The sequence below is a fragment of the Actinosynnema sp. NPDC002837 genome (assembly GCF_040295345.1).
Taxonomy (GTDB): domain Bacteria; phylum Actinomycetota; class Actinomycetes; order Mycobacteriales; family Pseudonocardiaceae; genus Actinosynnema.
This window is the reverse complement of the sequence record NZ_JBEOVG010000013.1, coordinates 110,331-135,522: the sequence shown is the minus strand read 5'-3', so window position 1 is coordinate 135,522 and position 25,192 is coordinate 110,331. Positions and strand designations below refer to the sequence as shown.

27 protein-coding genes are annotated in these 25,192 nt (G+C 71.6%); 15 read left to right on the top strand and 12 right to left on the bottom strand.

All coding sequences use genetic code 11. The annotated features are described in order from the left end of the window. Window positions 1–10: 10 nt before the first annotated feature. From ABTZ99_RS12785 to hrcA, 4 genes are all read right to left on the bottom strand, one after another. Window positions 11–571, bottom strand: coding sequence for an alpha/beta hydrolase family protein (locus ABTZ99_RS12785; protein WP_499611018.1), 561 nt, complete (start codon window positions 569–571; stop codon window positions 11–13). Between the two features lie 317 nt (window positions 572–888). Further along, complete coding sequence (locus ABTZ99_RS12780; RefSeq protein ID WP_499611015.1) at window positions 889–1,623, bottom strand: 16S rRNA (uracil(1498)-N(3))-methyltransferase; 735 nt, start codon at window positions 1,621–1,623, stop codon at window positions 889–891. Beyond that, on the bottom strand, window positions 1,620–2,765 hold the full coding sequence (gene dnaJ, locus ABTZ99_RS12775; protein ID WP_230572916.1) for a molecular chaperone DnaJ: 1,146 nt from the start codon (window positions 2,763–2,765) through the stop codon (window positions 1,620–1,622). Before dnaJ ends, ABTZ99_RS12780 begins: the two co-directional genes overlap by 4 nt. 81 nt (window positions 2,766–2,846) lie before the next feature. After that, window positions 2,847–3,869 (bottom strand): heat-inducible transcriptional repressor HrcA, encoded by a 1,023-nt coding sequence (gene hrcA / locus ABTZ99_RS12770; RefSeq protein WP_498778419.1) that lies wholly within the window; start codon window positions 3,867–3,869, stop codon window positions 2,847–2,849. A gap of 110 nt (window positions 3,870–3,979) precedes the next feature. On the opposite strand from hrcA, the gene ABTZ99_RS12765 reads away from it, so the two are divergent. Then, on the top strand, window positions 3,980–4,753 hold the full coding sequence (locus tag ABTZ99_RS12765) for a GNAT family N-acetyltransferase (protein ID WP_499611010.1): 774 nt from the start codon (window positions 3,980–3,982) through the stop codon (window positions 4,751–4,753). 595 nt (window positions 4,754–5,348) lie between these two features. Then, complete coding sequence (locus tag ABTZ99_RS12760; RefSeq protein ID WP_498778417.1) at window positions 5,349–6,011, top strand: rhomboid family intramembrane serine protease; 663 nt, start codon at window positions 5,349–5,351, stop codon at window positions 6,009–6,011. A 281-nt stretch (window positions 6,012–6,292) separates the two neighbouring features. Here the strand turns inward: ABTZ99_RS12760 and hemW are convergent, their stop codons facing one another. Next, a complete protein-coding gene (gene hemW / locus ABTZ99_RS12755; protein WP_499611007.1) occupies window positions 6,293–7,507 on the bottom strand; it encodes a radical SAM family heme chaperone HemW in 1,215 nt (404 codons plus the stop codon). 293 nt (window positions 7,508–7,800) lie between these two features. On the opposite strand from hemW, the gene ABTZ99_RS12750 reads away from it, so the two are divergent. The 10 genes from ABTZ99_RS12750 (at window position 7,801) to ABTZ99_RS12705 (ending at window position 16,879) form a co-directional block, all read left to right on the top strand. After that, window positions 7,801–9,483: a nitrite/sulfite reductase gene (locus ABTZ99_RS12750; protein WP_499611004.1), complete on the top strand. Its 1,683-nt coding sequence runs from the start codon at window positions 7,801–7,803 to the stop codon at window positions 9,481–9,483. A gap of 34 nt (window positions 9,484–9,517) precedes the next feature. Beyond that, window positions 9,518–9,676 carry a hypothetical protein gene (locus tag ABTZ99_RS12745; RefSeq protein ID WP_015098919.1) on the top strand — a complete coding sequence of 53 codons (159 nt, stop codon included), beginning with the start codon at window positions 9,518–9,520 and terminating at the stop codon, window positions 9,674–9,676. After that, window positions 9,673–10,374, top strand: coding sequence for a phosphoadenylyl-sulfate reductase (locus ABTZ99_RS12740; RefSeq protein WP_498778414.1), 702 nt, complete (start codon window positions 9,673–9,675; stop codon window positions 10,372–10,374). The genes ABTZ99_RS12745 and ABTZ99_RS12740 overlap by 4 nt, the downstream gene beginning before the upstream one ends. Next, entirely contained in the window at window positions 10,371–11,276 is a 906-nt protein-coding gene (gene cysD, locus ABTZ99_RS12735) for a sulfate adenylyltransferase subunit CysD (RefSeq protein ID WP_498778413.1), read from the top strand. The genes ABTZ99_RS12740 and cysD overlap by 4 nt, the downstream gene beginning before the upstream one ends. Next, window positions 11,277–12,620 (top strand): sulfate adenylyltransferase subunit 1, encoded by a 1,344-nt coding sequence (locus ABTZ99_RS12730; protein WP_498778412.1) that lies wholly within the window; start codon window positions 11,277–11,279, stop codon window positions 12,618–12,620. Between the two features lie 14 nt (window positions 12,621–12,634). Further along, window positions 12,635–13,690 (top strand): ABC transporter substrate-binding protein, encoded by a 1,056-nt coding sequence (locus tag ABTZ99_RS12725; RefSeq protein WP_499610999.1) that lies wholly within the window; start codon window positions 12,635–12,637, stop codon window positions 13,688–13,690. Between the two features lie 21 nt (window positions 13,691–13,711). Further along, on the top strand, window positions 13,712–14,500 hold the full coding sequence (locus ABTZ99_RS12720; protein ID WP_498778410.1) for an ABC transporter ATP-binding protein: 789 nt from the start codon (window positions 13,712–13,714) through the stop codon (window positions 14,498–14,500). Then, complete coding sequence (locus ABTZ99_RS12715; RefSeq protein ID WP_499610996.1) at window positions 14,487–15,359, top strand: ABC transporter permease; 873 nt, start codon at window positions 14,487–14,489, stop codon at window positions 15,357–15,359. Before ABTZ99_RS12720 ends, ABTZ99_RS12715 begins: the two co-directional genes overlap by 14 nt. Beyond that, window positions 15,356–16,087, top strand: a complete 732-nt coding sequence (locus ABTZ99_RS12710; protein WP_498778408.1) for a sirohydrochlorin chelatase — start codon at window positions 15,356–15,358, stop codon at window positions 16,085–16,087. Before ABTZ99_RS12715 ends, ABTZ99_RS12710 begins: the two co-directional genes overlap by 4 nt. Window positions 16,088–16,267: 180 nt before the next feature. After that, window positions 16,268–16,879 (top strand): cyclase, encoded by a 612-nt coding sequence (locus ABTZ99_RS12705; RefSeq protein ID WP_499610993.1) that lies wholly within the window; start codon window positions 16,268–16,270, stop codon window positions 16,877–16,879. A 79-nt stretch (window positions 16,880–16,958) separates the two neighbouring features. Here ABTZ99_RS12705 and ABTZ99_RS12700 read toward each other — a convergent pair whose 3' ends face one another. Both ABTZ99_RS12700 and ABTZ99_RS12695 read right to left on the bottom strand, forming a co-directional pair. Next, the gene (locus ABTZ99_RS12700) at window positions 16,959–17,432 is read right to left on the bottom strand and encodes a MarR family winged helix-turn-helix transcriptional regulator (protein ID WP_498778406.1); all 474 of its coding nucleotides are present in this window, start codon (window positions 17,430–17,432) and stop codon (window positions 16,959–16,961) included. Continuing rightward, a complete protein-coding gene (locus ABTZ99_RS12695) occupies window positions 17,429–18,052 on the bottom strand; it encodes a DJ-1/PfpI family protein (protein WP_498778405.1) in 624 nt (207 codons plus the stop codon). Before ABTZ99_RS12695 ends, ABTZ99_RS12700 begins: the two co-directional genes overlap by 4 nt. Window positions 18,053–18,113: 61 nt before the next feature. Between ABTZ99_RS12695 and ABTZ99_RS12690 the strand changes: the two genes are divergently transcribed. After that, entirely contained in the window at window positions 18,114–18,890 is a 777-nt protein-coding gene (locus ABTZ99_RS12690; RefSeq protein WP_499610989.1) for an enoyl-CoA hydratase-related protein, read from the top strand. On the opposite strand, the gene ABTZ99_RS12685 is transcribed toward ABTZ99_RS12690, so the two are convergent. The 3 genes from ABTZ99_RS12685 to ABTZ99_RS12675 are packed head-to-tail and all read right to left on the bottom strand — an operon-like array spanning window position 18,887 to window position 19,832. Beyond that, entirely contained in the window at window positions 18,887–19,156 is a 270-nt protein-coding gene (locus ABTZ99_RS12685) for a barstar family protein (RefSeq protein WP_498778403.1), read from the bottom strand. The genes ABTZ99_RS12690 and ABTZ99_RS12685 overlap by 4 nt on opposite strands. Beyond that, window positions 19,153–19,584, bottom strand: a complete 432-nt coding sequence (locus ABTZ99_RS12680; protein ID WP_499610985.1) for a guanyl-specific ribonuclease — start codon at window positions 19,582–19,584, stop codon at window positions 19,153–19,155. Before ABTZ99_RS12680 ends, ABTZ99_RS12685 begins: the two co-directional genes overlap by 4 nt. Before the next feature lie 11 nt (window positions 19,585–19,595). Then, window positions 19,596–19,832, bottom strand: a complete 237-nt coding sequence (locus ABTZ99_RS12675) for a hypothetical protein (protein WP_498778401.1) — start codon at window positions 19,830–19,832, stop codon at window positions 19,596–19,598. A gap of 68 nt (window positions 19,833–19,900) precedes the next feature. Between ABTZ99_RS12675 and ABTZ99_RS12670 the strand changes: the two genes are divergently transcribed. Continuing rightward, window positions 19,901–20,869 carry a zinc-binding dehydrogenase gene (locus ABTZ99_RS12670; protein ID WP_499610982.1) on the top strand — a complete coding sequence of 323 codons (969 nt, stop codon included), beginning with the start codon at window positions 19,901–19,903 and terminating at the stop codon, window positions 20,867–20,869. A gap of 123 nt (window positions 20,870–20,992) precedes the next feature. Next, window positions 20,993–22,441, top strand: a complete 1,449-nt coding sequence (locus ABTZ99_RS12665; RefSeq protein ID WP_498778399.1) for an amino acid permease — start codon at window positions 20,993–20,995, stop codon at window positions 22,439–22,441. Here ABTZ99_RS12665 and ABTZ99_RS12660 read toward each other — a convergent pair. Further along, window positions 22,400–24,055, bottom strand: coding sequence for a DUF885 domain-containing protein (locus tag ABTZ99_RS12660; protein WP_499610980.1), 1,656 nt, complete (start codon window positions 24,053–24,055; stop codon window positions 22,400–22,402). The genes ABTZ99_RS12665 and ABTZ99_RS12660 overlap by 42 nt on opposite strands. Window positions 24,056–24,072: 17 nt before the next feature. Then, on the bottom strand, window positions 24,073–25,110 hold the full coding sequence (locus ABTZ99_RS12655) for an NAD(P)H-dependent flavin oxidoreductase (protein WP_498778397.1): 1,038 nt from the start codon (window positions 25,108–25,110) through the stop codon (window positions 24,073–24,075). Between the last annotated feature and the right edge of the window lie 82 nt (window positions 25,111–25,192).

The window sequence follows — 25,192 nt, the reverse complement described above, 5'->3', positions numbered from 1 at the left end:
CCCCTGGGTTCTACGTCCGGGTCAGGCGGAGGGCGGCGGTGCGGCAGGCGGTCCAGGCCGGGGTGCCGGGGGTGATCAGGGACATGTGGTCGGTGGCGGGCAGGGCGATCAGCTCGGCGCCCGAGGCGCGGGCGAAGGCCTCGCTCTGGGCGAACGGCACGTCCTCGTCGTCCTCGCCGTGGACCAGCACCATGGGCTTGGGGATCGGCAGCTGCGCCGCCGGCGAGGCGTCGGCGTAGAGCGCGGGCACCTCGGCCGGTGTGCCGCCCAGCAGTTCGGCGGCACGGCGGGTGATCTCCGGGTGCTGGAGGAAGTCGAGGACGCCCGCCTGCGCCACGGCGCCCACGACGCGGGGGTGGCGGGCGGCGGCCCACACCGCCAGGTGCCCGCCCGCGGAGTGACCCAGCGTGACCACCGGGCCGAGCGCCGGGTCGAGGGCGTCGATCGCGGCGAGCACGTCCTCGCCGGTGGCGGGCCAACCGCCGCCCCCGGTTACCCGCCGGTACTCCACGTTGTACGCGGCCGCGCCGTGAATGACCAGGTCAGCGGCCAGAGGTCGGCCGAGTTCCAATCCGTAGCGCTGATGCCAGAAACCACCATGGATTACCACGATGACCGGAAAAGATTCACCGGACGGCGCGGAAAACTCGCCGAACTGGCTCGGGTGCGGCCCGTAGACGATGCGCAATCGAAACCCCTTGGACGCAAAAAAGAGGCCGCGTCGCGGTGGGACCTGGGGGTCGTCCCACCGCGACGCGGCGGCGCCGGACCGAGGGGGGAGGTGTCCGGCGAGTCTGGTCGAGGGGTGACCCTGGTTAGCCCAATGGAACCCCTCTGCCATGAGCGTAACCCCTATGTCAGGCGTTCGCCAGGAGAGGGCAACACCAATTACCGCCAGCGATCGGTCAGCACACCCAGCGCACCCAAAGCGACCGCCGCCGCCGTCGACGCTCGCAGAACGGTAGGTCCCAGTCGCACTACGTGCGCGCCCGCACCGGTCAACCTGGACAATTCCTCGTCGGTGATGCCACCTTCCGGTCCGACGACGAGCAGCACATCACCCGACGCGGGCAGCTGAACCGATCCGATGCCGACCGAAGCGGATTCGTGCAAAACCAAAGTGACCGCCGACACCGACGCCAACCGCGCCAGCCCGGCGGTGGAAACGGGTTCCGCGACCGACGGCACGCGCGCCCGGCGTGCCTGCTTGGCCGCCTCACGCGCGGTGCTGCGCCAGCGTTCGAGGGCCTTCGCGCCGCGCGGGCCGTCCTCCCACTTCGTCACGCAGCGCGAGGCACGCCACGGCACGACGCCGTCCACCCCGGCCTCGGTGGCCAGCTCGACGGCCAGCTCGCCCCGGTCGCCCTTCACCAGCGCCTGCGCCACCACGACCCGCACGGACGGCTCCGGCACGGTCCACCGTTCGACGACGCGCAGCCGCAGGGAGTCCTTGAACGCCTCCGACACCACGCACCGCACCTGGTCGCCCGTGCCGTCGGAGAGCACCAGCTCCTCCCCCGCGCGCAACCGGCGCACGGTGGCCGCGTGCCGCCCCTCGGGGCCGTCCAGGACGGCCTCGTCACCGGGCGGCAGCGCGGCGACCAGGAAGACCGGCAGCGTCACCGGTGGTTGCGGCCGGACCGCAGCCGCGAGAAGAGCCCGCCACCGCCCTTGCCGTTGTGCGCGAGCGTCGGCTCGTCCTCACCGCGCGACACGGCGAGCTCGCGCAGCAGTTCGGCCTGCCGGGCGTCCAGCTTCGTCGGCGTGACGACTTCGAGGTGCACGTGCAGGTCGCCGCGGCCGTCGATGCGGCCGCTGGACCGCAGCCGGGGCATGCCGCGCCCGGTGAGCACCAGCTCGGTGTTCGGCTGGGTGCCGGGCTCGATCTCCAGCTCCTCCTCGCCGTCCAGCGTCTGCAACGGCAGCACCGCGCCGAGGGCCGCGGTCGTCATCGGGATGCGCACGGAGCAGTGCAGGTTGGCGCCGTCGCGCTCGAAGACCTCGTGCGGCACCTCCTCGACCTCGACGTACAGGTCGCCGGCCGGTCCGCCGCCGGGGCCGACCTCGCCCTGGCCCGCGAGCCGCACCCGCATGCCCTCGGCCACGCCGGCCGGGATCTGCACCGAGATGGTGCGCCGCGAGCGCACCCGGCCCTCGCCCGCGCACTGCTGGCACGGGTCGGGGATGACCTCGCCGAGGCCGCGGCACACCGGGCACGGCCGCGCCGTGACGACCTGGCCGAGGAACGAGCGCTGCACCGACTGCACCTCGCCCCGCCCGCCGCACGTGTCGCAGCGCACCGGGGACGAGCCGTCCGCGCAGCCGCTGCCGACGCACCGGTCGCACAGGATCGCCGTGTCGACGGTCAGTTCGCGCGAAGCCCCCGCCGCGCACTCCTCCAGCGTCATCGACAGCCGGATCAGCGCGTCCGAGCCGGGCTGCACCCGGCTGCGCGGACCACGTCCGCCACCGCCACCCGCGCCGAAGAACGCGTCCATGATGTCGCCGAGACCGAACCCCGCGAACGGGTCGCGCATGCCGCCACCGCCGCCCGACTCCAACGGGTCGCCGCCGAGGTCGACGACCTGCCGCTTCTTCGGGTCCGAGAGGACCTCGTAGGCGGCGGTCACCTCCTTGAAGCGCGCTTCCTCGTTGGGGTTGACGTCGGGGTGCAGCTGCCGCGCGAGCTTGCGGTAGGCGCGCTTGATCTCGTCGGGAGTCGCGTTCTTGGAGACCCCGAGCGTGCCGTAGTAGTCCCTCGCCACCGTGTTTCCTCCTGCGAACGCGCTGCGACACGCGTCCGCTCGCTTGCGAAACGTCCTTCGGGACCGCGGTGTTCCCCGCCGTCACCGTCCGGTCAAGATCTCCCCCACGTAGTTGGCGACCGCTCGCACCGCCGCCATCGTGCCGGGGTAGTCCATGCGGGTGGGCCCCACCACTCCCATGCCGCCGAGCAGGTTGTCCCGGCTGCCGTAGCCGATGGACACGACCGAGGTGCTGCGCATCTCGGCCGCTTCGTTCTCCTCGCCGATGTGCACCAGGATGCGGCCCGGGTCGCGGGCCGCGGCGAGCAGCTTGAGCACCACGACCTGCTCCTCCAGCGCCTCGAGCACCTGGCGCAGCGAACCGGGGAAGTCTGCCACGTTGCGGGTGAGGTTCGCCGTGCCACCCAGGACCAGGCGTTCCTCGGGGTGCTCCACCAGCGACTCGATGAGCACCGTGCTCACCCGCAGCACGATGTCGCGCAGGTCGCCGGGCACCTCGTCGGGCAGCTTCGCGACCTCGGCGGAGGCGTCGGACAGGCGCTTGCCGACCATGGCGCCGTTGAGCATGGACCGGATGCGGGCGACGTTGTCCTCGGTGACCACGTCGCCGAGGTCGACCGAGCGCTGGTCGACGCGGCCGGTGTCGGTGATCAGCACCAGCATCAGGCGCGCCGGTGTGATGGCGAGCACCTCGATGTGCCGGACGGTGGAGCGGCTCAGCGTCGGGTACTGGATGACGGCGACCTGGCGGGTCAGCTGGGCCAGCAGCCGGACGCTGCGGCGCAGCACGTCGTCCAGGTCGTAGGCGCCTTCGAGGAAGTTCTGGATGGCCCGGCGCTCGGGCGTGGACAGCGGCTTGACCTCGCTGAGCCGGTCCACGAACAGGCGGTAGCCCTTGTCGGTCGGCACGCGGCCGGCGCTGGTGTGCGGCTGGGTGATGTAGCCGTCCTCTTCCAGCGTCGCCATGTCGTTGCGCACGGTCGCGCTCGACACACCCAGGTTGTGCCGTTCGACCAGGGCTTTCGAGCCGACCGGCTCCTGGTTGGACACGTAGTCGGCGACGATCGCGCGCAAGACTTCGAACCGGCGCTCATCGGCGTTCACGCGCGTCACCTCCAGGGACGGACAAGGTCCTTCACCTTGAGTTTACGGAGGTTCGCGCCCGGATCGGAAAACCCGCTCGCCGGGCTTCGGCGCGGTCGGTAGCTTCGGGTGTGCTCACCCGCATCCAGGCCGCCCTGCGCGACGCGATCAGGGCCGACGCCGAGCGCGTCGGGCCGTTCCTCGTCCGCTTCGACGCGCACAGCGACAACCTGTTCATGAACTACGCCGTGCCCGACGAGGGCGCGGCGCCGACGCGGGGTGACGTGGACGCGCTGGTGGCGGCGTTCCGGTCGCGGTCGCGCACGCCGAGGCTGGAGTACCTGCGGCCGTCGCCGGTGGTGGACGCGGCGCTGGAGGCGGCCGGGTTCACCGTCGACCAGCTGTTGCCGGTGATGGCGGTCGACGAGCTGGTCGCGCCGCCGTTGCCCGCCGGGCTGACGGTCGAGGCGGTGACCTCGGACGACGACCTGTTCGCGGTGTCGGTGGTGCAGAACACGGCGTTCGGCGTCGGTGGGGTGGTCGGCGCGGAGGACGTGGCGCGGCAGCGGTCGCTGCTGCGCGACGACGGGGTGATCGTGCTGGCCCGGCTGGACGGCGAACCGGTGGGCGCGGGCGCGTGCACGGCGCCGCGGCACGGGCTGTCGCAGGTGGCCGGGATCGCGGTGCCGGCGGCGTTCCGGGGGCGTGGGATCGCGTCCGCGGTCTGCGCCGACCTCACCGCGCGGGTGTTCGACTCGGGCTGCACGCCGTTCCTGGAGACCGAGCCGGACGCGAAGGTGGACCGCCTCTACGGACCACTGGGCTACCGCACGATCGGCCACTCGGCGTCGGTCACCTTGGGTCGGTCGTCGCTTCCCCGATCCGCCGCGAGCAAGGACGGGTGACCGGTCGTTCGCCCACCGGGTCGGTGAAGCGTCCGTCACACCGGATGGCGCCAGGCACGACCGGCCACCTCGACGCTGCGTACTCGAGTGCCGCTGTGAGTTCCTCGGTCCGCGTTGTCGTGGTCGACACGGGAGTGGCCCTCCCGGATGCCGTTGCGGGACCGACCGGGCACCGGGAGTCGGACGCAGTCACCGCCCAGGAAGTGGGGGCACACCCTGGCCGGCGATCCGCCCCTTTGATCTCCGGCGCCGGCGCCTGGGCCAAGGGTCGGTGTCGGACCGTTCGGGGGCCGGGTCTGCGCGACGAAGCATGGTGTCGGCTGATCAGCCCGCACTTCACCCTTGCGGGCGAGTCCATTGCGGCGGCCGGCCGGGCAGGTTCCACCCCGAACCGCGTAACCAATCCACCAGGCAGGCCGCCGGCGCGACAGGTCTCTTTGCACATTGCGCAACCGTCGATGATCCGAGAATGTCCGAAATATAGCCGGTCGATGAAACCCCTTCGGTCGCCCGTAACGGCGGAACGGATTCCGTCCCGCGCGGAAATGGGGGATTTTCCGTGTCCCTGTCGTTGGGTGACGCGTACGCTCGAGGGGTGACCGGCCCGATCGTCAAGCCCACGAGTACCGATAAGCGCGTCTGGCCACCGAACCCGTGGCGGGCGGTGTTCGTGGTCGGCGGGTTCACCGCACTGCTGTATCTGGTCGAAGCCATCGACGCGGTCCTCCCGGCCGATCTCGACCGGATGTTCGGCATCGTGCCGAGGTCCGTGTCCGGGCTGGACGGCATCCTGCTGGCGCCGCTCCTGCACCTCGGCTGGTGGCACCTGCACGCGGACGCGCCGTTCGTTCTGGTCCTGGGCTTCCTGGCGATGGCCGGCGGTCTGCGCCAGTGGATCGCGGTCACCGCGACCATCTGGCTGATCAGCGGCGTCGGTGTCTGGCTCATCAGTCCAGACGGGGTGCACACCGCCGGGGTGTCCGGCGTGACGATGGGCTGGTTCGTCTTCCTGCTGGCCCGTGGGACCTTCACCGGCGGGGTCCTGCACCTCGGTGTCGCCGTGGCGCTGCTCCTCTACTGGGGCAGCACCCTCTGGCTGATCTTCCCGAGCGACCCGATCATCGCCGGACAGGCACGTTGGTCCGTCTCCTGGCAGGCCCATTTGTTCGGTGCCGCCGCAGGTTTGCTTGCCATGTGGCTGGTAGCCAAGGCCAATTGGCTTGACCGCGCCAAGAAGTGGCGTCACCTCACCTCATGACCGGATGAGGTGCCAGAATGGCGATGTCGCCGGTCCGACACCTGTGCGCCGGCCGCCAGGCGTGCGGAGAGGGCGGAACGAGCGGGACGTGCTGCCACCTCGCGGCCGGCGGCGGCCGCGGTGACTCGAAGAAATCGGCCATGGCCGACATGCCACTTCTGACTTCTACCCCAAATCTTTTTCTGCACTCCCTCGCCCTTCGTTCGAGAGCGCGGTAATGCGCAATCGCGGACGCTGCGCGGTTCCGCGCGTGACGACAAGCCCGACCCTCGATGAGGTGATCACGTGAGTCGGCGCACGACGGCGTCGGCGAGCAGCCGGCCCCGGTCGGTGAGCACGCAGCGGCCCCGGTCGAGGGCGGTGGGGTCCAGCAGGCCGTCGGCGGCGGCGGTCTTGGCTTCGGCTTGGCCCGAGGCATCGAGGACGTCCAGCGGGAGGCCGGTGGCCAGGCGCAGCTCGAGCAGCACGCGTTCCACCCGGCGGTCGTCGTCGGCGAGGACCTCGCGCCCTGCGGCGGGTGACGTGCCGGCGGCCAGCAGTTCGGCGTACTTCGCCGGGTGCTTGACGTTCCACCAGCGCACGCCGCCGACGTGGCTGTGCGCGCCGGGGCCCGCGCCCCACCAGTCGGCGCCCTGCCAGTAGAGCAGGTTGTGCCGGCACGCGGCGTCCGCCGACGCGGCCCAGTTCGACACCTCGTACCAGGTCAGGCCCTGCTCGGTCATGGCACCGTCGATCAGCTCGTACTTGTCCGCGAGCACGTCGTCGTCGGGCATCGGCACCTCGCCGCGACGCACCCGGCGGGCCAGCGCGGTGCCCTCCTCGACGATCAGCGCGTAGGCCGACACGTGGTCCACGCCCGCGCTCCGGACGGCGTCGAGCGACGACCGGAGGTCGTCGACGGTCTCGCCCGGCGTGCCGTAGATGAGGTCGAGGTTCACGTGCTCGAACCCCGCCGCGCGGGCCTCCTGGGCGGCGGCCACCGGGCGCCCCGGCGTGTGCACGCGGTCGAGCACGGCCAGCACGTGCCGGGCGGCCGACTGCATCCCGAGCGAGACGCGGGTGTAACCAGCATCACGGATGGCGGAAAAGAACTCGGGCGACGTGGACTCCGGGTTGGACTCCGTGGTGACCTCCGCGCCGGGCGCGAGGCCGAACGACGACCGCACCGCGTCGAGCACCTGGCCCAGCCCTTCGGCGCCGAGGAGCGACGGTGTGCCACCGCCGACGAACACCGTGTCCACCGCCGGCGGGACACCCAACACGGTCGCCGCGAGGTCCAGCTCGCGCCGCAGCCCTTCCAGCCAGGACGCCGGTGACGCGGAAGTGCCCAGCTCACCGGCGGTGTAGGTGTTGAAGTCGCAGTAGCCGCACCGGGTCGCGCAGAACGGGACGTGGACGTAGACCCCGAACGGGCGGTCACCCAGACCGGTGAGCGCGGAGGTGGGCAGTGAGCCGTCGGGTGGTGCGGGATCACCGATCGGCAGGGCGGAGGGCATGGACCCCATTGTCCCATTTACCAGCACCGCGACCGTCGTCCCACGATGCGGATGGCGGTGGACCACGAGGTGGACGCGTGGCACGCTGAGGCACATGACATCGACCGGAGTCCGCCTGGTGGTCCGCCGCCACGTCGACTTCCGTCGTGTCTCCAGCGCGATGTGCCGTCGTTCGGCATAACCCGCGCCTGCCTTTTTGTTCCCGTCGGCGCCGGGTGCGCTGACGAGACCCCCACCACGGCTGTCCTGGGACTCGCACGCGCACCAGCGCCCCGAATCCCCGGAGGACGAGGATGGTCCCCCCGACGACGACGCCTCAGCGCACCAAGCAGCGCCGAGGTGAGGGGCAGTGGGCGCTGGGCTACCGCGAGCCGCTGAACCCGAACGAGCGGAGCAAGAAGGACGACAACCCGCTCAACGTCCGGTCGCGGATCGAGAACATCTACGCCCACGGTGGCTTCGACTCGATCGACCCGGCCGACCTGCGCGGCCGTTTCCGCTGGTACGGGCTCTACACCCAGCGCAAGCCCGGCATCGACGGCGGTCGCACCGCGACGCTGGAGCCGGAGGAGCTGGACGACGAGTACTTCATGCTGCGCGTCCGCATCGACGGCGGCCAGCTCACCACGCAGCAGCTGGCGCTGATCGGCGAGCTGTCCCAGACCTACGCGCGGGACACGGCCGACATCACCGACCGGCAGAACGTGCAGTACCACTGGATCCGCATCGAGGACGTCCCGACGATCTGGCGGAAGCTGGAGGACGCGGGCCTGACCACGATGGAGGCCTGCGGCGACAGCCCGCGCGTGGTGCTCGGCTCGCCGGTGGCGGGCATCGCCGCGGACGAGGTGGTCGACGGCACGCCCGCGATCGACGAGATCCTGCGCCGCTACATCGGCGACCCGCGCTTCTCGAACCTGCCGCGCAAGTTCAAGACGGCGATCTCGGGCCTGCCGGACGTGGCGCACGAGATCCACGACGTGGCGTTCGTCGGCGTGGACCACCCCGAGCACGGCCCCGGCTTCGACCTGTGGGTCGGCGGCGGACTGTCGACCAACCCCATGATCGGCAAGCGGCTGGGCGCGTGGGTGCCGGTCGACGAGGTGCCGGACGTGTGGGAGGGCGTGATCAGCGTCTTCCGCGACTACGGCTACCGCAGGCTGCGGCACCGCGCGCGGATCAAGTTCCTGGTTGCCGACTGGGGCGTGGACAAGTTCCGCGAGGTCCTCGAGAACGAGTACCTCGAGCGCAAGCTGATCGACGGCCCCGCGCCGCAGAACCCGGCCAACCCGCGCGACCACATCGGCGTGCACCGGCAGAAGGACGGCCTGTTCTACGTCGGCGCGGCCCCGATCGCGGGCCGGGTGTCCGGTTCCACGCTGGTCGAGGTGGCCAAGGTGGTGGAGCGGGCGGGTTCGGGCCGGGTCCGGCTGACGCCGCAGCAGAAGCTCGTGGTGCTGGACGTCCCCGAGGCCGAGGTCAAGAACCTCCAGGCGGACCTCGCGAAGCTGGGCCTGCAGACGGAGCCGTCGCCGTGGCGGCGGGGCGTGATGGCCTGCACCGGCATCGAGTTCTGCAAGCTCGCGATCGTCGAGACCAAGGCGCGCGCGGTGGAGCTGGTGTCCGCGCTGGAGTCCCGGCTGGCCGACGTCGTCGCGGGCGTCACCGAGCCGATCTCCGTGCACATCAACGGCTGCCCGAACTCGTGCGCCCGGATCCAGACCGCGGACATCGGGCTCAAGGGCCAGATCGTCACCGACGCCGACGGCAACCAGGTCGAGGGCTTCCAGGTGCACCTGGGCGGCGGGCTCGGCCTGGACGCCGGGTTCGGCCGCAAGCTGCGCGGCCACAAGGTCACCGCCGCCGAGCTGTCGGACTACGTCGAGCGCGTGGTGCGCAACTTCGTGGCCAAGCGCGAGCCGGACGAGCGGTTCCCGCAGTGGGTCGCCCGCGCCGACGAGGGTGATCTCAAGTGAGCGCGGTCGAGCCGCCGTCCCCGGAGGAGCGGCCATGAGCGAGCGAGCCACCCCCTTCTACTGCCCGTACTGCGGCGACGAGGACCTCCGTCCGCAGGAGGAGCCGAGCTACTCGTGGCTGTGCGCCTCCTGTCGCCGCGTGTTCACCGTCAAGTTCGTTGGTCTCAACCTTCCTCAGGAGGTGCAGCGATGACCGCCCCCACCAGGGTCGAGGAACTGAAGGTGATCGCGGAGGCCGCTTCGGCAGAGCTGGCGGATGCCAGTGCCGAAGAGGCGCTCGCGTGGACCGCCCGCACGTTCGGCGAGAGCTGGATCGTCGCGTCGAACATGCAGGACGCCGTCCTGATCGACCTGGCGACCAAGGTCAAGCCGGACGTGGACGTGCTGTTCCTGGAGACCGGCTACCACTTCGCCGAGACCATCGGCACGCGGGACGCCGTCGACCTCGTCTATCCCGACGTGCACATCGTCAACGCCGCGGCCGAGCAGTCGGTGGCCGAGCAGGAGGCGCAGTTCGGCCTGCTGAACAAGACCGACCCGAACCGGTGCTGCGAGCTGCGCAAGGTCATCCCGTTGCGGCGCACGCTGAAGGACTACGACGCGTGGGTCACCGGGGTGCGCCGCGTCGACGCGCCGACCCGGGCGAACACGCCGATCGTGACGTGGGACGAGCGCAACGGGCTGGTGAAGGTCAACCCGATCGCGCCGTGGACCGACGAGCAGTTCAACGCCTACATCGCCGAGCACGGGATCCTCGAGAACCCGCTGGTGCAGGCGGGTTACCCCTCCATCGGCTGCGCGCCGTGCACCGCGAAGCCGCTGCCGGGCGCCGACGCCCGCAGCGGTCGCTGGGCGGGCCAGTCCAAGACCGAATGCGGGTTGCACGGATGACCACCGCGACAGCTCTCGACACGTTGGGCCGCCTGGAGTCCGAGGCGATCCACATCTTCCGCGAGGTGGCGGGCGAGTTCGACCGGCCGGTGATCCTGTTCTCCGGCGGCAAGGACTCCACCCTGCTGCTGCACCTCGCGGTCAAGGCGTTCTGGCCCGCGCCGGTGCCGTTCCCGCTGCTGCACGTGGACACCGGGCACAACTTCGACGAGGTCATCGAGTTCCGCGACCAGGTCGTGGCTCAGCACGGGCTGCGGCTGGAAGTCGCCAAGGTGCAGGACTACATCGACGACGGCAGGCTGGCCGAGCGCCCCGACGGCACGCGCAACCCGTTGCAGACCGTGCCGCTGCTGGACGCGATCACCGGCCACAAGTTCGACGCGGTGTTCGGCGGCGGTCGTCGCGACGAGGAGCGGGCCCGCGCCAAGGAGCGGATCTTCAGCCTGCGCAACTCCTTCGGCCAGTGGGAGCCGCGCCGGCAGCGCCCGGAGCTGTGGAACCTCTACAACGGCCGCCACCGCCCCGGCGAGCACGTCCGGGTGTTCCCGCTGTCCAACTGGACCGAGCTGGACGTGTGGCACTACATCGCCCGCGAGGGCATCGAGCTGCCGTCGATCTACTACGCGCACCGGCGCGAGGTGTACCTGCGCGACGGGATGTGGCTGGCGGAAGGCCCTTGGGGCGGTCCGCGCGAGGGCGAGCAGAAGATCGAGAAGACCGTCCGCTACCGGACCGTCGGCGACGGGTCGTGCACCGGCGCGGTCGAGTCCGACGCCGCCGACATCGAAGCCGTCATCGCCGAGGTGGCGGCCAGCAGGCTCACCGAGCGCGGCGCGACCCGCGCGGACGACCGGCTGTCCGAGGCCGCCATGGAAGACCGCAAGCGGGAGGGCTACTTCTAGATGAGCGACCTGTTGAGGTTGGCGACGGCGGGCAGCGTGGACGACGGCAAGTCCACGCTGGTCGGCAGGTTGCTGTACGACACCAAGTCGGTGCTGGCCGACACGCTCGACGCGGTGCACCGCGCCAGCGCCGACCGCGGCCTGACCACGCCGGACCTGTCGCTGCTGGTGGACGGCCTGCGCTCGGAGCGCGAGCAGGGCATCACCATCGACGTGGCCTACCGCTACTTCGCCACGCCGAAGCGCTCGTTCGTGCTGGCCGACACCCCCGGCCACGTGCAGTACACCCGCAACACCGTGACCGGCGCGTCCACCGCGCAGCTGGGCGTGCTGCTGGTCGACGCGCGCAAGGGCGTCATCGAGCAGACCCGGCGGCACGCGGCCGTGCTGGCGCTGCTGGGCGTGCCGCGGCTGGTGCTGGCGGTGAACAAGATCGACCTGGTGGACTTCGACGAGGTCACGTTCTCCCGCATCGCCAAGGAGTTCACCGCGCACGCCACCGCCCTCGGGTACGCCGAGGACGCCGTGGTGGAGATCCCGGTGTCGGCGCTGGCGGGCGACAACGTGGTGGAGCGCTCGACGCGGACGCCCTGGTACGACGGCCCGACGCTGCTGGAGCACCTGGAGTCGGTGCCGGTCGACGCGGACGCGCACGACGCGCCGTTCCGCTTCCCGGTGCAGTACGTGATCCGCCCGCGCACCGCCGAGCACCCGGACTACCGCGGTTACGCGGGCCAGGTCGCGGCGGGCACGGTGCGGGTCGGCGACGAGATCGCCGTGCTGCCCGCCGGGCTGCGTTCGACGGTGACCGCCATCGACACCGCCGACGGCCCGTTGCAGGAGGCCGCCGCGGGCCACTCGGTGACCCTGCTGCTGGCGCACGACCTGGACATCTCGCGCGGCGACCTGATCGCCGCCGCGGGCGACCAGCCGACGGTGACCGACGAGTTCGACGCCACGGTGTGCTGGCTGTCGGAGAAGGCGTTGACGCCGGGCGCGCGCGTGCTGGTCAAGCACGGCACGCGGACCGTGCAGGCGATCGTCACGGAGCTGCGCACCCGGTTCGACGAGCAGAAGCTCGCCAGCACCGACGCGCCGGACTCCCTGACCCTCAACGAGATCGGCCAGGTCGCGGTGCGCACCGCCGAGCCGATCCCGGTGGACGACTACACGAAGGACCGCCGCACGGGGGCGTTCCTGGTCATCGACGCGGCCGACGGCAGCACGCTGGCGGCGGGTCTCGTGGGTGCGCCGCTGCCGGAGGTGGACGGCGTGGACAGCTGTACCGAGGGCGGCGACGCCGCCCAGCCCGACAGCCACGCCCTCGTGTCCCCCGGCCCCTGAAAGGTCCCGCGATCGTGAGCGCCCAACGCCGCTTCCTGACCACCTCGCTCGCAGTGCTGACCGCGCTGACGGCACTCGCCGGCTGCTCCCGGATCGACCGCGGCGAGTCCGCCCCCGCCCAGAACCAGGGCGCGGCGGCGGAGGTCCGCCTCGGCTACTTCCCCAACGTCACCCACGCCGCCGCGCTGATCGGCGTGGACAAGGGCTTCTTCGCCAAGGAGCTCGGCTCCACCAAGCTCACCACCCAGACGTTCAACGCGGGCCCCGACGCGGTGAACGCGCTGCTGGGCAGCTCGCTCGACGTGTCGTTCATCGGCTCCGGCCCGGCCATCAACGCCTACGCCAAGTCGGGCGGCGAGGCGGTCCGGCTGGTCGCCGGCGCCACGTCCGGCGGCGCGCAGCTCGTGGTCAAGCCCGAGATCACCTCGCCCGCCGACCTGAACGGCAAGGTCCTCACCACCCCGCAGCTGGGCAACACGCAGGACGTCGCGCTGAAGAAGTGGCTGGCCGACGAGAAGCTCGACGTGCAGGTGACCAACGTCGAGAACTCGCAGTCGCTCGACCTGTTCAAGCGCGGCGACGTCCAGGGCGCGTGGGCGCCGGAGCCGTGGTCGTCGCGGCTGGTGCTGGACGCGGGCGCGAAGGTGCTGCTCGACGAGAAGGACCTGTGGGAGGACGGCAAGTTCCCGACCACGGTGGTCCTCGTGCGGGCGAAGTTCCTTCAGGAGCACCCGCAGACCGTCGAGGCGCTGCTGCGCGGCCACCTCGCGGCCACCGACTTCGCGCTCGACCACGAGGTCGAGGCCAAGCAGGTCGTCAACAACGCGTTGAAGCAGCTCACCGGCAAGGCGCTGGGCGAACCGGTGCTGGACCGGGCGTTCGACAACATCGAGCTGACGCTGGACCCGCAGGCCAAGAGCTTCCCGCGGTTGGCGCAGGACGCGGTGACCGCGGGCGTGGCCAAGGAGGCCGCGAACGTGGCCGGGCTCGCCGATCTCACGCTGCTGAACAAGGTGCTCTCGGCGGCGGGCAAGCCGACCGTGGACACCGCCGGGCTGGACGAGAAGTAACTCGAGGAAGGCAGGCACACCATGACCGCCACGCTTGAGACCCCAGCGGCCGTGTCCGACGTGGACGCCGCGGTGACCTTGTCCGGGGTGCGGAAGGTCTTCGGCCACGGCCCGGCCGGCGTCGTCGCGCTCGACGGCGTCGACCTCTCGGTCGCCCCGGGCGAGTTCGTGTGCCTGCTCGGCGCGTCCGGCTGCGGCAAGTCGACCTTGCTGAACCTGGTCGCCGGGCTGGACGCGCCCACCTCGGGCCGCATCGAGCTGACCACGTCGCGGCCCGCCGTGATGTTCCAGGAGGCCGCGCTCATGCCGTGGCTGACCGCGGCGCGCAACGTCGAGCTGCCGTTGCGGCTGGCGGGCGTCAAGCGGGGCGCGCGCCGGGAGAAGGCCAGCGAGCTGCTGTCGCTGGTGCGGCTGGTCGGCGCGGGCCACAAGCGCCCGCACGAGCTGTCCGGCGGCATGCGGCAGCGCGTGGCGCTGGCGCGCGCCCTGGCGTCCACGCTGGGCAGCGCCGAGGACGGCACGCCCGGCCTGCTGCTCATGGACGAGCCGTTCGCCGCGCTGGACGCCATCACCCGCGACGTGCTCCAGGCGGAGCTGGTGCGGGTGTGGCGGGAGACGTCGACGGCGATCCTGTTCGTCACGCACGACGTGCGCGAGGCCGTGCGGCTGGGTCAGCGGGTCGTGCTGCTGTCCTCCCGTCCCGGCCGCGTGGTGCGCGAGTGGTCCACGGTGGACTGCGACGAGCCCGCCGTCATCGAGGACATCACGGCCCACCTGCGAGAGGTGATCAGCGGTCATGCCGCAGCTTGACACTGACCTCTCGGCGGTCGGCGCCGGGCTGGACGCGCTCGACGCGCCGTCGCAGGAGCGGCGCCCGTCGTGGCGCAAGCGGTTCGTCCGCACCGCCGTGCCGCCGCTGATCGCGTTCGCCCTGCTGCTCGGCGTGTGGCAGGCGTTGTGGGCGCTGGCGTTCTGGCCGGAGTACCAGCTGCCGGCGCCCCGCACGGTGTGGGCGGCGGTGGTCGAGGCGGTCGAGACCGGCCGGGCGTTCGAGGTGCTGTGGACGTCGGTGAGCCGCGCCGTGCTCGGCTTCCTCACCGCCGTGGTGATCGCCACGCCGCTGGGGCTGCTGATCGCCAAGGTGCGCGTGGTGCGGGCGGCCATCGGGTCGTTGCTGACCGGCCTGCAGTCGCTGCCGTCGGTGGCGTGGGTGCCGGCGGGCATCCTGTGGTTCGGCGCGACGCCCGCGACCATCTACTTCGTCGTGCTGATGGGTTCGGTGCCGTCGATCGCCAACGGCCTGGTGTCGGGCGTCGACCAGATCCCGCCGCTGCTGCCGCGCGTCGGCCAGGCGTTGGGCGCGAGCCGGTTCGCGGCGGCGCGGCACATCCTGCTGCCCGCCGCCCTGCCGGGTTACCTGGCGGGGTTGAAGCAGGGGTGGGCGTTCTCGTGGCGGTCGCTGATGGCGGCGGAGATCATCGCCACGTCGCCGCAGCTGGGTGAGGGGCTGGGGCAGTACCTGCACAACGGGTCGGCGTTGAACGACATCTCGATGGTGATCGCGGCGATCTTCCTGATCCTGCTGGTCGGCGTGGGGATCGAGCTGCTGGTGTTCCGGCCGTTGGAGCGGGCGGTGCTGCGGGCGCGCGGATTGACGGGCGCGCTGTGACCGCGCTGGTGGCCGTGGCGCACGGCAGCCGTGATCCGCGCTCGGCGGCCGTGGTGCACGAGTTGTTGGACGTGGTGCGGGCGTTGGCGCCGTCGCTGGACGTGCGCGGGTCCTTCCTGGACCTCTCCGTGCCGCTGCTGGGCGACGTGCTGCGCGGGGCGTACGCGGACGGCCACCGCTCGGCCGTGGTGGTGCCGTTGTTGCTGGGCAAGGCTTTCCACGCGCGCGTCGACGTGCCGAGCGCGGTGGCGGACGCCCGGCTGCCCGGCCTGGACGTGACGATCTCCGACGTGCTCGGTCCCGACCCGCGCCTGGAGTCCGCGGCCCTGCGCCGCCTGGCCTCGGTCGGCGTCCGCTCCCGCGACCGCACGCTCGGCGTGGTCCTGGCGGGCGCGGGCTCGTCCCACGCGCCCGCGAACGCCCTGGTGTCCTCCATCGCCGCCCGCTGGGCCGCCGGCTCCGGCTGGGCGGGCGTGGAAGCCGCCTTCGCCTCCGCCGCGCAGCCCGACGTGCCCACCGCCGTCGCCCGCCTGCGCGCCCGCGGCGCCCGGCGCATCGCCGTCGCGTCGTGGTTCCTGGCGCCGGGCTTCCTCCCGGACCGCGTCACCCGCCTCGCCGGCGAGGGCGCGATCATCGCCCCGCCCCTGGGCCCGGACCCGGAAGTGGCCGAACTGGTCCTCCACCGCTACCACTCGGCCCTGACCACCCACCTGGCCGCCTCCGCCTGACCCGCGCGTCCTACTTCCGGTCAGGCGTGTCCTGTTTTCGGAACCCCCGAGTCGAACGCGCGGAACGCCCTGGCCAGAGCTGTGAACTGTTAACCGTTGACGTGAAACCTACTCACAAGTAGTCAGAGGGTACCGCTCCGCCGCTTCTGGAAGCCCTCCACCTCAACGGGGAGAGGACCAATGAAACCTGTCCGAATCGCGGCACTCGCCTTGCTGCCCGTGCTGGTGTTCGCCTCCACGGCCCAGGCCGCGACCCACCCCATCACCTACAAGATGCGCGCGAGCGCGGTGGGCCAGACGTCCGAGTTCACCCTGGACCAGACGATCGACGCCACCGCTCCCGCCACGGCCGCGCCGAACAGCGCCGTCGCCGTGGTCATCGACCCGGCGCCCAACCGCGTGCCGTCGGAAGCCTCCGGCTACCGGGTGCGGGAGATCAAGAATTTGGTGCTGAGGATCCCGGTGCCCGCCAACTCCACCTACCGGTCCGTCACCCTGCAAGGCGGTTCGGGGCTCAACAGCACGCCCACCGCCGCGCTCGAAGGCGGCAACGTGGTGCTGAAGCTCGCCGGCCCGCTCGCCGGCGGCGCCGCCTTCGAGCTGCCCACGCTGACGCTCAACCTCACCGCCGGCGCGTCCGGCGCCATCACCACCAAGCTCGGCGGCACCAGCTACTCCGACGCCGGGCTGACGTTCACCGCCGTGGTGATCGCCGGGATCTTCCCGGTCAACGCCCCGGCGACCGGGTACCCGGACCCGAGCCCGGCGCTGACCACCACGACGATCGGCTGACCGCCGCACGGCCGTGGTCGGCACCCGCCGACCACGGCTCCGATCGGGTGACGGCGGCGAGTGCCGACGGCCGAGGGGTTCACCGTCCGTCCGACGTGAACGGATCACCCTCCAGGGCCTCGACCAGGCGTTCCATCACCTTGAGCGTGGTGCGCAGGTCGTCCAGGTCCACCTGGGCCGAGACGCGGTTGGTGAACGCGTGCTGCGCCCGCGCGAGGCCGGAGACGGCTTCGTAGCCCGCCGCCGTGGGGCGGAACAGCTTGGCGCGCTTGTGCGCCGGGTTGGGCAGGTACTCCGCCAGACCCCTCGCCACCAGCACGTCGGCGATGCGCTGCACGCTCTGCCTGGTCAGGCTCATCTCCCGGGCGATGCCCGACACCGGCAGCGGCTCGCGCAGGACGGCGCCGAGGACCTGCCACCACGCGGCGGTCAGGCCGACCGGCTTGGTCATCACCTCCGCCGCCTCCAGGAAACCGCCGTAGAGGCGGAACGTGCGCATGATGACCTCGGTCAGCACGTCCCCCGCCTCCGTGCGGGGCTCGACGTCGCTCACGACACCGCGGCGACGAGCTTGCCGAACCACGCCGGGTCGCCCGTCCGGTACAGGCCGTACCACGCCTCCAGCACGGCGGGCTCGTACAGGTCCAGCTCCACGAAGATCTCCCGCGCGAACTCCAACGCCGACGCCGCGCCGGCCGTGATCAGGCCGTCCGCCCGCACCGCGCGTTCCGACCTGAACAACGACGCGCCCGCGTACCCCGGCACGGCCGCCAGCTGCTCGACCGCGTTGCCGCCGTGCGCACGGGAGTCCAGCAGGCCCTCGGCGGCCAGGCCGATCGTCGCGCCGCAGATCGCCGCCACCGGCACGCCCGCGTCCAGCCACCGCCGCGCCGCCGCCCCGAACACCGCGTTGTCGCCGCTCTCCCAGGTGTCCGCGCCGGGCAGGATCAGCATCGCGCTGTCCGCCGGGTCGACGTCCGCCAGCGCCAGGTCCGGCGTGATCCGCAGGCCGCCGATCGACGTCACAGGGTCGAGCGTCGCGCCGACGGTCCGCACCCGGTAGCGACCGGGCACCTTCTGGAACTGCGGCGTGTTGATCTGCGCCGTCGCATACCCGAACTCCCAGTCGGCCAGCGTGTCGTAGAGGGCGAGGTGAACCGTCTTCGTCGTCATGACAGCATCCTGTCATTTTGACAGCACACTGTCAACAAACCCGGATCGTAGAGTGCCACCCATGGCAGACGAGCTGGTCCACTACGAGGTGCGGCGTGGCATCGCGACGATCACGCTGGACTCACCCCACAACCGCAACGCCTTGTCCGCGCAGCTGCGCGCCGAGCTGACCGGGCACCTCGAAGCCGCCACGGCCGACGACGCCGTGCGCGTGGTCGTGCTGAGCCACACCGGACCGGTGTTCTGCTCCGGCATGGACCTGAAGGAAGCGGGCGGCGCGAGCGCCGACAAGCAAGGGGTCAACGAGTTCCCGGCGATCCTCGAACAGCTCTGGACCAGCCCGAAGCCCGTGGTCGCACGGCTCGCGGGCCCGGCGCGCGCGGGCGGCGTCGGCCTGGTCGCGGCGTGCGACATCGCGGTCGCGGTGGACACGGCCACGTTCGCGTTCAGCGAGGTCCGCATCGGCGTGGTGCCCGCCGTCATCTCGGTGACCGTGCTGCCCCGCCTGCTGCCGCGCGCCGCGCACGAGCTGTTCCTGACCGGCGAGACGTTCGCCGCGCCGAGGGCCGTCGCCATCGGCCTGATCAACTCGGCCGTGCCCGCCGACGACCTCGACGCCGAGGTCACCCGCTACACCGACATGCTCGCGCTGGGCGCGCCGAACGCCCTCGCCGCCACCAAGCGGATGCTCCGGGAACCGCGGTCCACCGACCTGGGCGAGGTGTTCGCCGACATGCTGGCCCTGTCCGCACGGCACTTCGGCGGTCCCGAGGGCCAGGAGGGGATCGCCGCGTTCGTCGGCAAGCGCAAGCCGTCGTGGGTCCCCGCGGCGGACTAGTCCGGGTAGACGACGGTCAGGACGCGGTCGCCCAGTTCGGCGGTTCGGGCGACCGCGTCGGCCAGGACGGCCTCCACGTCGGCGTTCCCGCCCTCCCACTCCAGCACGTGCTCGCCCTCCGGCAGCCACGACAGGTCGGTCAGGCAGTCGTACAGCGCGTCCAGGTTGTGCCCGAACCAGTCGGGGAAGCTCAAGGCGTCCGCGATGGCCCCGATGGCGTCCTTCTTCGAGCGCGCGCCCCGGCGCACCACGTGCCGGTAGGTCATTTGGTCACGTCCACGACGACGAACGACTCGTAGTGGTCGGCGGTGTAGTAGACCTCGTCGGACGACCCGGTCACGAGCCGCCGCGCGCCGCGGTCGTCACTGCCCGGCGTGGGCACGGTGTACTCCCGGTAGTAGTCGGAGGGTTTGGCGGGCAACAGCTTCTCGCGGTTCTGGAACGTCACGCCGTCGTTGCGCGGGTACGGGAACGGCCCGCCCCTCCCGATCAGCTCCCACGTGGCCTTCACCTGCGCGGGCAGGCCCGACAGCGGCTCGACCGGCAGCCCCGAGCCCGCGCCCGGCACCGAAGCGGAGGCCGAAGGCGGCGCGGGGTCCGACGACGTGCCGGTGAGGTCCTTGGCGAAGTAGCCGACCACGACCAGCGCGATCAGGCCGAGCAGTGCGACGGAGAGCCGCCGGGCGGGAGTCACGGTCGCAGAGCCTACGAAGGCCCGCCCGCGTCCACCTCCCGGGGCCGGTCCGCGTCACCTGCCCGGTCGACCTTCGGCACCGGGTTGAACCTGGTCGAGGCGTTGTCCACGACCCGGTCGATGAACCTGGCCACCCCCAGGGACAACGGCAGCAGCACGCACATGAGCAGCGCGAACTGGAACGGGAACGCCAGCTGCGCCAACCACAGCTCGACCCCGTCCCACCACTGCTCGAACGCGTCAACCACACCGGCGAGCGTAGTCCCGTGACGCGCTTCACCGCACACGGATCACTACCACTCGGTAAGTTGCCCGCATGTTCGCCGTCTACGCAGCCGAGCCGAGCCCCCAAGACCCGATCGCCGCCGTGCGCGTGGGCGAACGACCGGAACCCGAGGTCCCGGAGGGTTGGGTGAAGGTGGCCGTGAAAGCGGCGAGCCTCAACATGCACGACCTCTGGACGCTGCGCGGCGTCGGCATCAAGCCCGAGCAGTTCCCGATGACCCTGGGCTGCGACGGCGCGGGCGTGCTGGAGGACGGCAGGGAGGTCGTGCTGCACTCCGTGATCGGCGACCCGGACTGGTCCGGCGACGAGACCCTCGACCCGCGCCGCACCCTGCTCACCGAGAAGCACCAGGGCACGTTCGCGGAGTACGTCGTCGTCCCCAAGCGCAACGCGCTGCCGAAGCCCGCGGGGCTGAGCTTCGCCGAGGCGGCGTGCATGGGCACGGCGTGGCTGACCGCGTACCGGATGCTGTTCGTGAACTCGGGGCTGCGCCCGGGGCAGACGATGCTCGTGCAGGGCGCGTCCGGCGGCGTCTCGACGGCGCTGGTGCAGCTGGGCCGTGCGGCGGGGTTCCGGGTGTGGGTGACCGGCCGCAGCGAGGAGAAGCGCGCGTTGGCCGAGAGCCTGGGCGCGCACCAGGCGTTCGAGTCCGGCGCCCGGCTCCCCGAACGGGTGGACGCGGTGTTCGAGACCGTCGGCAAGGCCACCTGGTCGCACTCCATGAAGGCGCTCAAGCCGGGCGGCACGCTGGTCATCTCCGGCGCGACGAGCGGTGACGCGGCGGCGGCCGAGCTGCCGAGGCTGTTCTTCCTGCAGTTGCGGGTGGTCGGCTCGACCATGGGCACGCGCGAGGAGCTGGGCGACCTGCTGTCGTTCTGCGACCTGACGGGGCTGCGCCCCCAGATCGGCGCCGAGCTGCCGTTCGAGCGCGTCGAGGAGGGCTTGCGCGCGATGCTCGACGGCGAGACCGCGGGCAAGATCGTCTTCACGCGGAGCTGATCGCGCGGCCCAACCGTCCGTCCGCACAAAGAACGCGCCCTCGAATGGTGCGATCGGACAAACCCGGTGACAGTTGACCGGCGTACGGTTCGCCGCACACCGATCCACCGAGGGAGTTGGACGATGACGGTCCAGGACGGATTCGGCCGTGGCAGCGGGGTGTTCCGCCGCAAGCCGATCGAGCAGATCAGTGACGAGAAGACGGCGCTGACCCGGACGTTGGGGTTGTGGCAGCTCACCGCGATCGGCATCGGCGGCATCATCGGCGCGGGCATCTTCTCGCTGGCCGGCGCCGTGGCCAACAAGACCGCCGGCCCCGCCGTGCTGATCTCGTTCCTCGTCGCGGGCATCGCCAGCGCCGCGGCGGCGTTCTCCTACGCGGAGTTCGCGGGCCTGATCCCCAGGGCGGGCTCGGCCTACACCTACGGCTACGCGGTGCTCGGCGAGATCGTCGGCTGGTTCATCGGCTGGGACCTGCTGCTGGAGTACACCGCGATCGTGGCCGTGGTGGCGATCGGGATCAGCGGCTACTTCAACGAGCTGCTGAACCTGCTCGGCCTCGACCTGCCGGTGTGGATGCTCGGCGCGCCCGGCACCGAGACCGGTGACGTCGCGGCGGGCAGCTACAAGGTGAACCTGTTCGCGGTGCTGCTGTGCCTGCTGATCGCGTTCGTGCTCAACATGGGCATGAAGAACGCGGCGCGCTTCGAGACGACCCTGGTGTACCTGAAGGTCGCCGTGGTGCTGCTCGTGATCGTGGTCGGCGCGTTCCACATCAACACCGACAACTACAACCCGTTCTTCCCGTTCGGCATCTCCGGCGCGCTCACCGGCGCGGCCACGGTGTTCTTCGCGGTGTTCGGCTACGACGCGATGAGCACGGCCGCCGAGGAGTCCAAGGACTCCCAGAAGCACATGCCGAAGGCGATCATCTACTCGCTGGCCATCTCGATGGTCCTGTACGTGCTCGCCTGCCTGGTGCTCACCGGCATGGTCAACTACCAGGACGTGGACGCGGAGAGCGCGTTCGCCTCGGCGTTCGCCGACGTCGGCCTGCCGGCGCTGGGCATCATCATCTCGGTCGGCGCGGTGCTGGGCATCACGACGGTGCTGTTCACGTTCCTGATGGGCGCGGCGCGGGTCGGCTACTCGATGTCGCGCGACGGCCTGCTGCCGAAGTGGTTCGCCAAGACCCACCCGGTCAAGCACGTGCCCACGCGCACCACGTGGGTGCTCGGCATCGCGTCCGCCGTCATCGCGGGCTTCCTGCCCATCGCCGAGGCGGCCGAGCTGACCAACATCGGCATCCTGCTGGCGTTCGTGGTGGTCTGCGTCGCGGTGATCGTGCTGCGGTACAAGCAGCCGGACCTGCCGCGCACGTTCAAGACGCCGGGCATGCCGGTCGTGCCGATCATCGGCGTGGTGTTCTCGCTGTGGCTGATCACGTTCCTGGCGCCGGAGACCTGGCTGCGCTTCGGCGTCTGGTTCCTCATCGGGCTGGTCGTGTACTTCGCCTACAGCCGGCGCAGGTCAGTGCTCAACGACCCCTCGAACGCCGACCGCGAGGACTGAGTCGCACCAGTCGTCGACCACGTCGGCGAGCACGGCCATCGGCAGCGGTCCGCCGCCGAGCACCAGGTCGTGGAAGGCCTTGATGTCGAAGCGGTCGCCCAGCCTCCGCTCCGCCTCACCGCGCAGGCGCTGGATCTCCAGCCGCCCCACCATGTAGGACAGCGCCTGCGCGGGGTTCTCGATGTACCGGTCGACCTCGGAGAAGATGTCCACGTCGGGCATGACGGCGTTGGCGCGCAGGTAGTCCACGGCCTGCTGCCTGCTCCAGCGCAACGCGTGCAGACCGGTGTCCACCACCAGGCGCGCGGCGCGCAGCGAGTCGCCCGACAGCATCCCCAGCCGCGCCACGTCGTCGCTGTAGAGGCCCATCTCGTCGGCCAGCCGCTCGGCGTAGAGCGCCCAGCCCTCCAGGTAGGCCTCGATGGACGCGAACCGGCGCAGCAGCGGCAGGTCGTCGACCTGCTGGGCCAGCGCGATCTGGAAGTGGTGGCCCGGTACGCCCTCGTGGAACGCGGTCGACTCGGCGCTGAACCGCTCGCGCAACCGCGACTGGTGGGTGTTGACGAAGTAGGTGCCCGGTCGGGAGCCGTCCATCGCCGGGTCCACGTAGTAGGCCAGCGGCGCGTTCGGGGCCTCCGCCTCCGGCACAGTCTCGACCGCGCAGCGGGCTCGCGGCACCGTGCCGAACCACGCCGCCGCGGCCTCCTCGGCGCGGGCGATGGTCCGCGCCGCCAACGTCACCATGTCCTCGGCGCTGCGCCAGCGCAGTTCCGGGTCGGCCAGCAGCCGGGCGCGCACGCCGGCGGCCGTGGTCGGGCCGAACACGCGGCCGCCGACCTCCTCGTACTCCCGGTCCAGTTCCTCGACGAGGTTCAGGCCGATCCGGTGCAGTTCCTCCGGTGTGTGGCCGGTCGTGGTGTACATGCGGACCAGGTCGGTGTAGATCAGGTCGCCGTCGGGCAGCCAGCACAGGCCGGGCCGGTCCTCGCCGCGACCGCGGTCGATTACTTCGGCGCGCAGGAAGTCGCGGTAGCGGGCGATGGCGGGGCGCACGGTCTCGTCCAGCAGGCTCGCGCACACGGCGGCGTGCGGGGTGTCGTGCAACGGCGTGCCGAGCGGGTCCTGCTCGTCGGCCAGGTAGCGGTCGATGCGGTGGACGGCGGCTTCCACCAGGTGTCTGAGCGGGCGGCGGGTCGACTCGCGCTGTCTTCGGGTGAGCGCGTCGAGGTAGCCGGGCAGCGACGACAGCCGGGTCAGGTACGCCTGCCGCGCCTCGTCGTCGGTCGGGCGGATCAGCGGCAACGCGCCGAGCAGGACGGCGAGCGGCGCGGTGAGGCCTTCGGCGTGGGTGTGCTCGACCAGGTTCGCGTCGAGGCGGTGCACCAGGCCCCACGCCTGCTGCACGACCACCGCACGCGTCACCGGGTCGTCGTCCTCGGCACGCGCCCGCCGCGCGATGTCCTCGGCCCGGGCACGGCGCACGCGCCCGCCCTCGGCGCTCGGGTCCGGCAGGCGGTCGTCCCAGCCCGGGATGCCGAGCAGCGTCGCCATGACGGGATCGTCTTCCAGGACCAGGGTCAGCATCTCGTCGGCGAGTTCGCGCGCGGTCGTCACGTCGCCATTCTGTGGTGCTACGCCGGTGAAATGCGCGTGATCGCGACGGAAAGGGCTTGGCGCGCCTCGGCGACCAGCCTCGCCACCACCTCGGCCGCCGGGGCCGCTCGGACCAGCGCGTAGGTCTGCCCGGCCCACAACGACATCAGCTCCGGGTCGCCGGTCGCGCGCACCGGTCGGGTCAGGTGGTGCACCTCCGGGTACGCGGCGGGCGCCTGCTCCTGGTTCGCCACCAGGAACCGGTTCACCAGGCCGCGCGCCGGGCGTCCGCTGAACGCCCTGGTCAACGCGGTGCGGCGGGTGCCCTCGGCGAGGGCCTGGCGGTGTGCGGCGGACGTGCCCGCTTCGGGGGTCGGCAGGAACGCGGTGCCCAGCTGCGCCGCGACCGCGCCCGCGGTGATCACGGCCGCCACGTCCGCGCCGTGCACCAGGCCGCCGGCCGCGATCAGCGGCAGGTCCACCTTGGCGCGGACCAGCCGCAACGCGGCCAGCACGCCGAACAGCTCGCCGCCACCGGGCGAGACGCCGTCGTCGGCGAACGTGCCGCGGTGCCCGCCCGCTTCACTGCCCTGCACGCACAGCACGTCGGCGCCGATCTGCGCCGCCTGGGCGGCTTCCTGCGGTGTGGTGACCGTGACGACGACCGTGGAGCCCGCGGCGTGCAGCCGGTGCACGTCCTCGGGGTTCGGCAAGCCGAACGTGAACGAGACCACCGGAACGCGCAACGCCATCACGAGTTCGAGCTTGGCGGCGTAGGCGTCGTCGTCCCACCGCGGTTCACCCGGCTCGGTCGGCGACTGGGCCTTGACGCGGTCGCGGTAGCCGGACAGGTCGGTGGTGGACCGGGGGCCGGGCACGAACAGGTTCACCCCGTACGGCCGGTCGGTCAGCGCGGTGGTCGCGGTGATCTGCTCGGCGAGCGCCTCGACGGAGAGGTAGCCGGCGGCCAGGAACCCGAGGCCGCCCGCCCGGCCGACCTCGGCCACGAGCGCCGGTGTGGACGCCCCACCGGCCATCGGCGCGGCGATGACGGGCACTTCGAGTCGGTCCAACATGGAACCGACCCTAACCCGCGCCACCGCTGTGGTCACGTATTGCCAGGTCTACGGCGTTCGGCCGCAAAACGCCGCGTTCCGC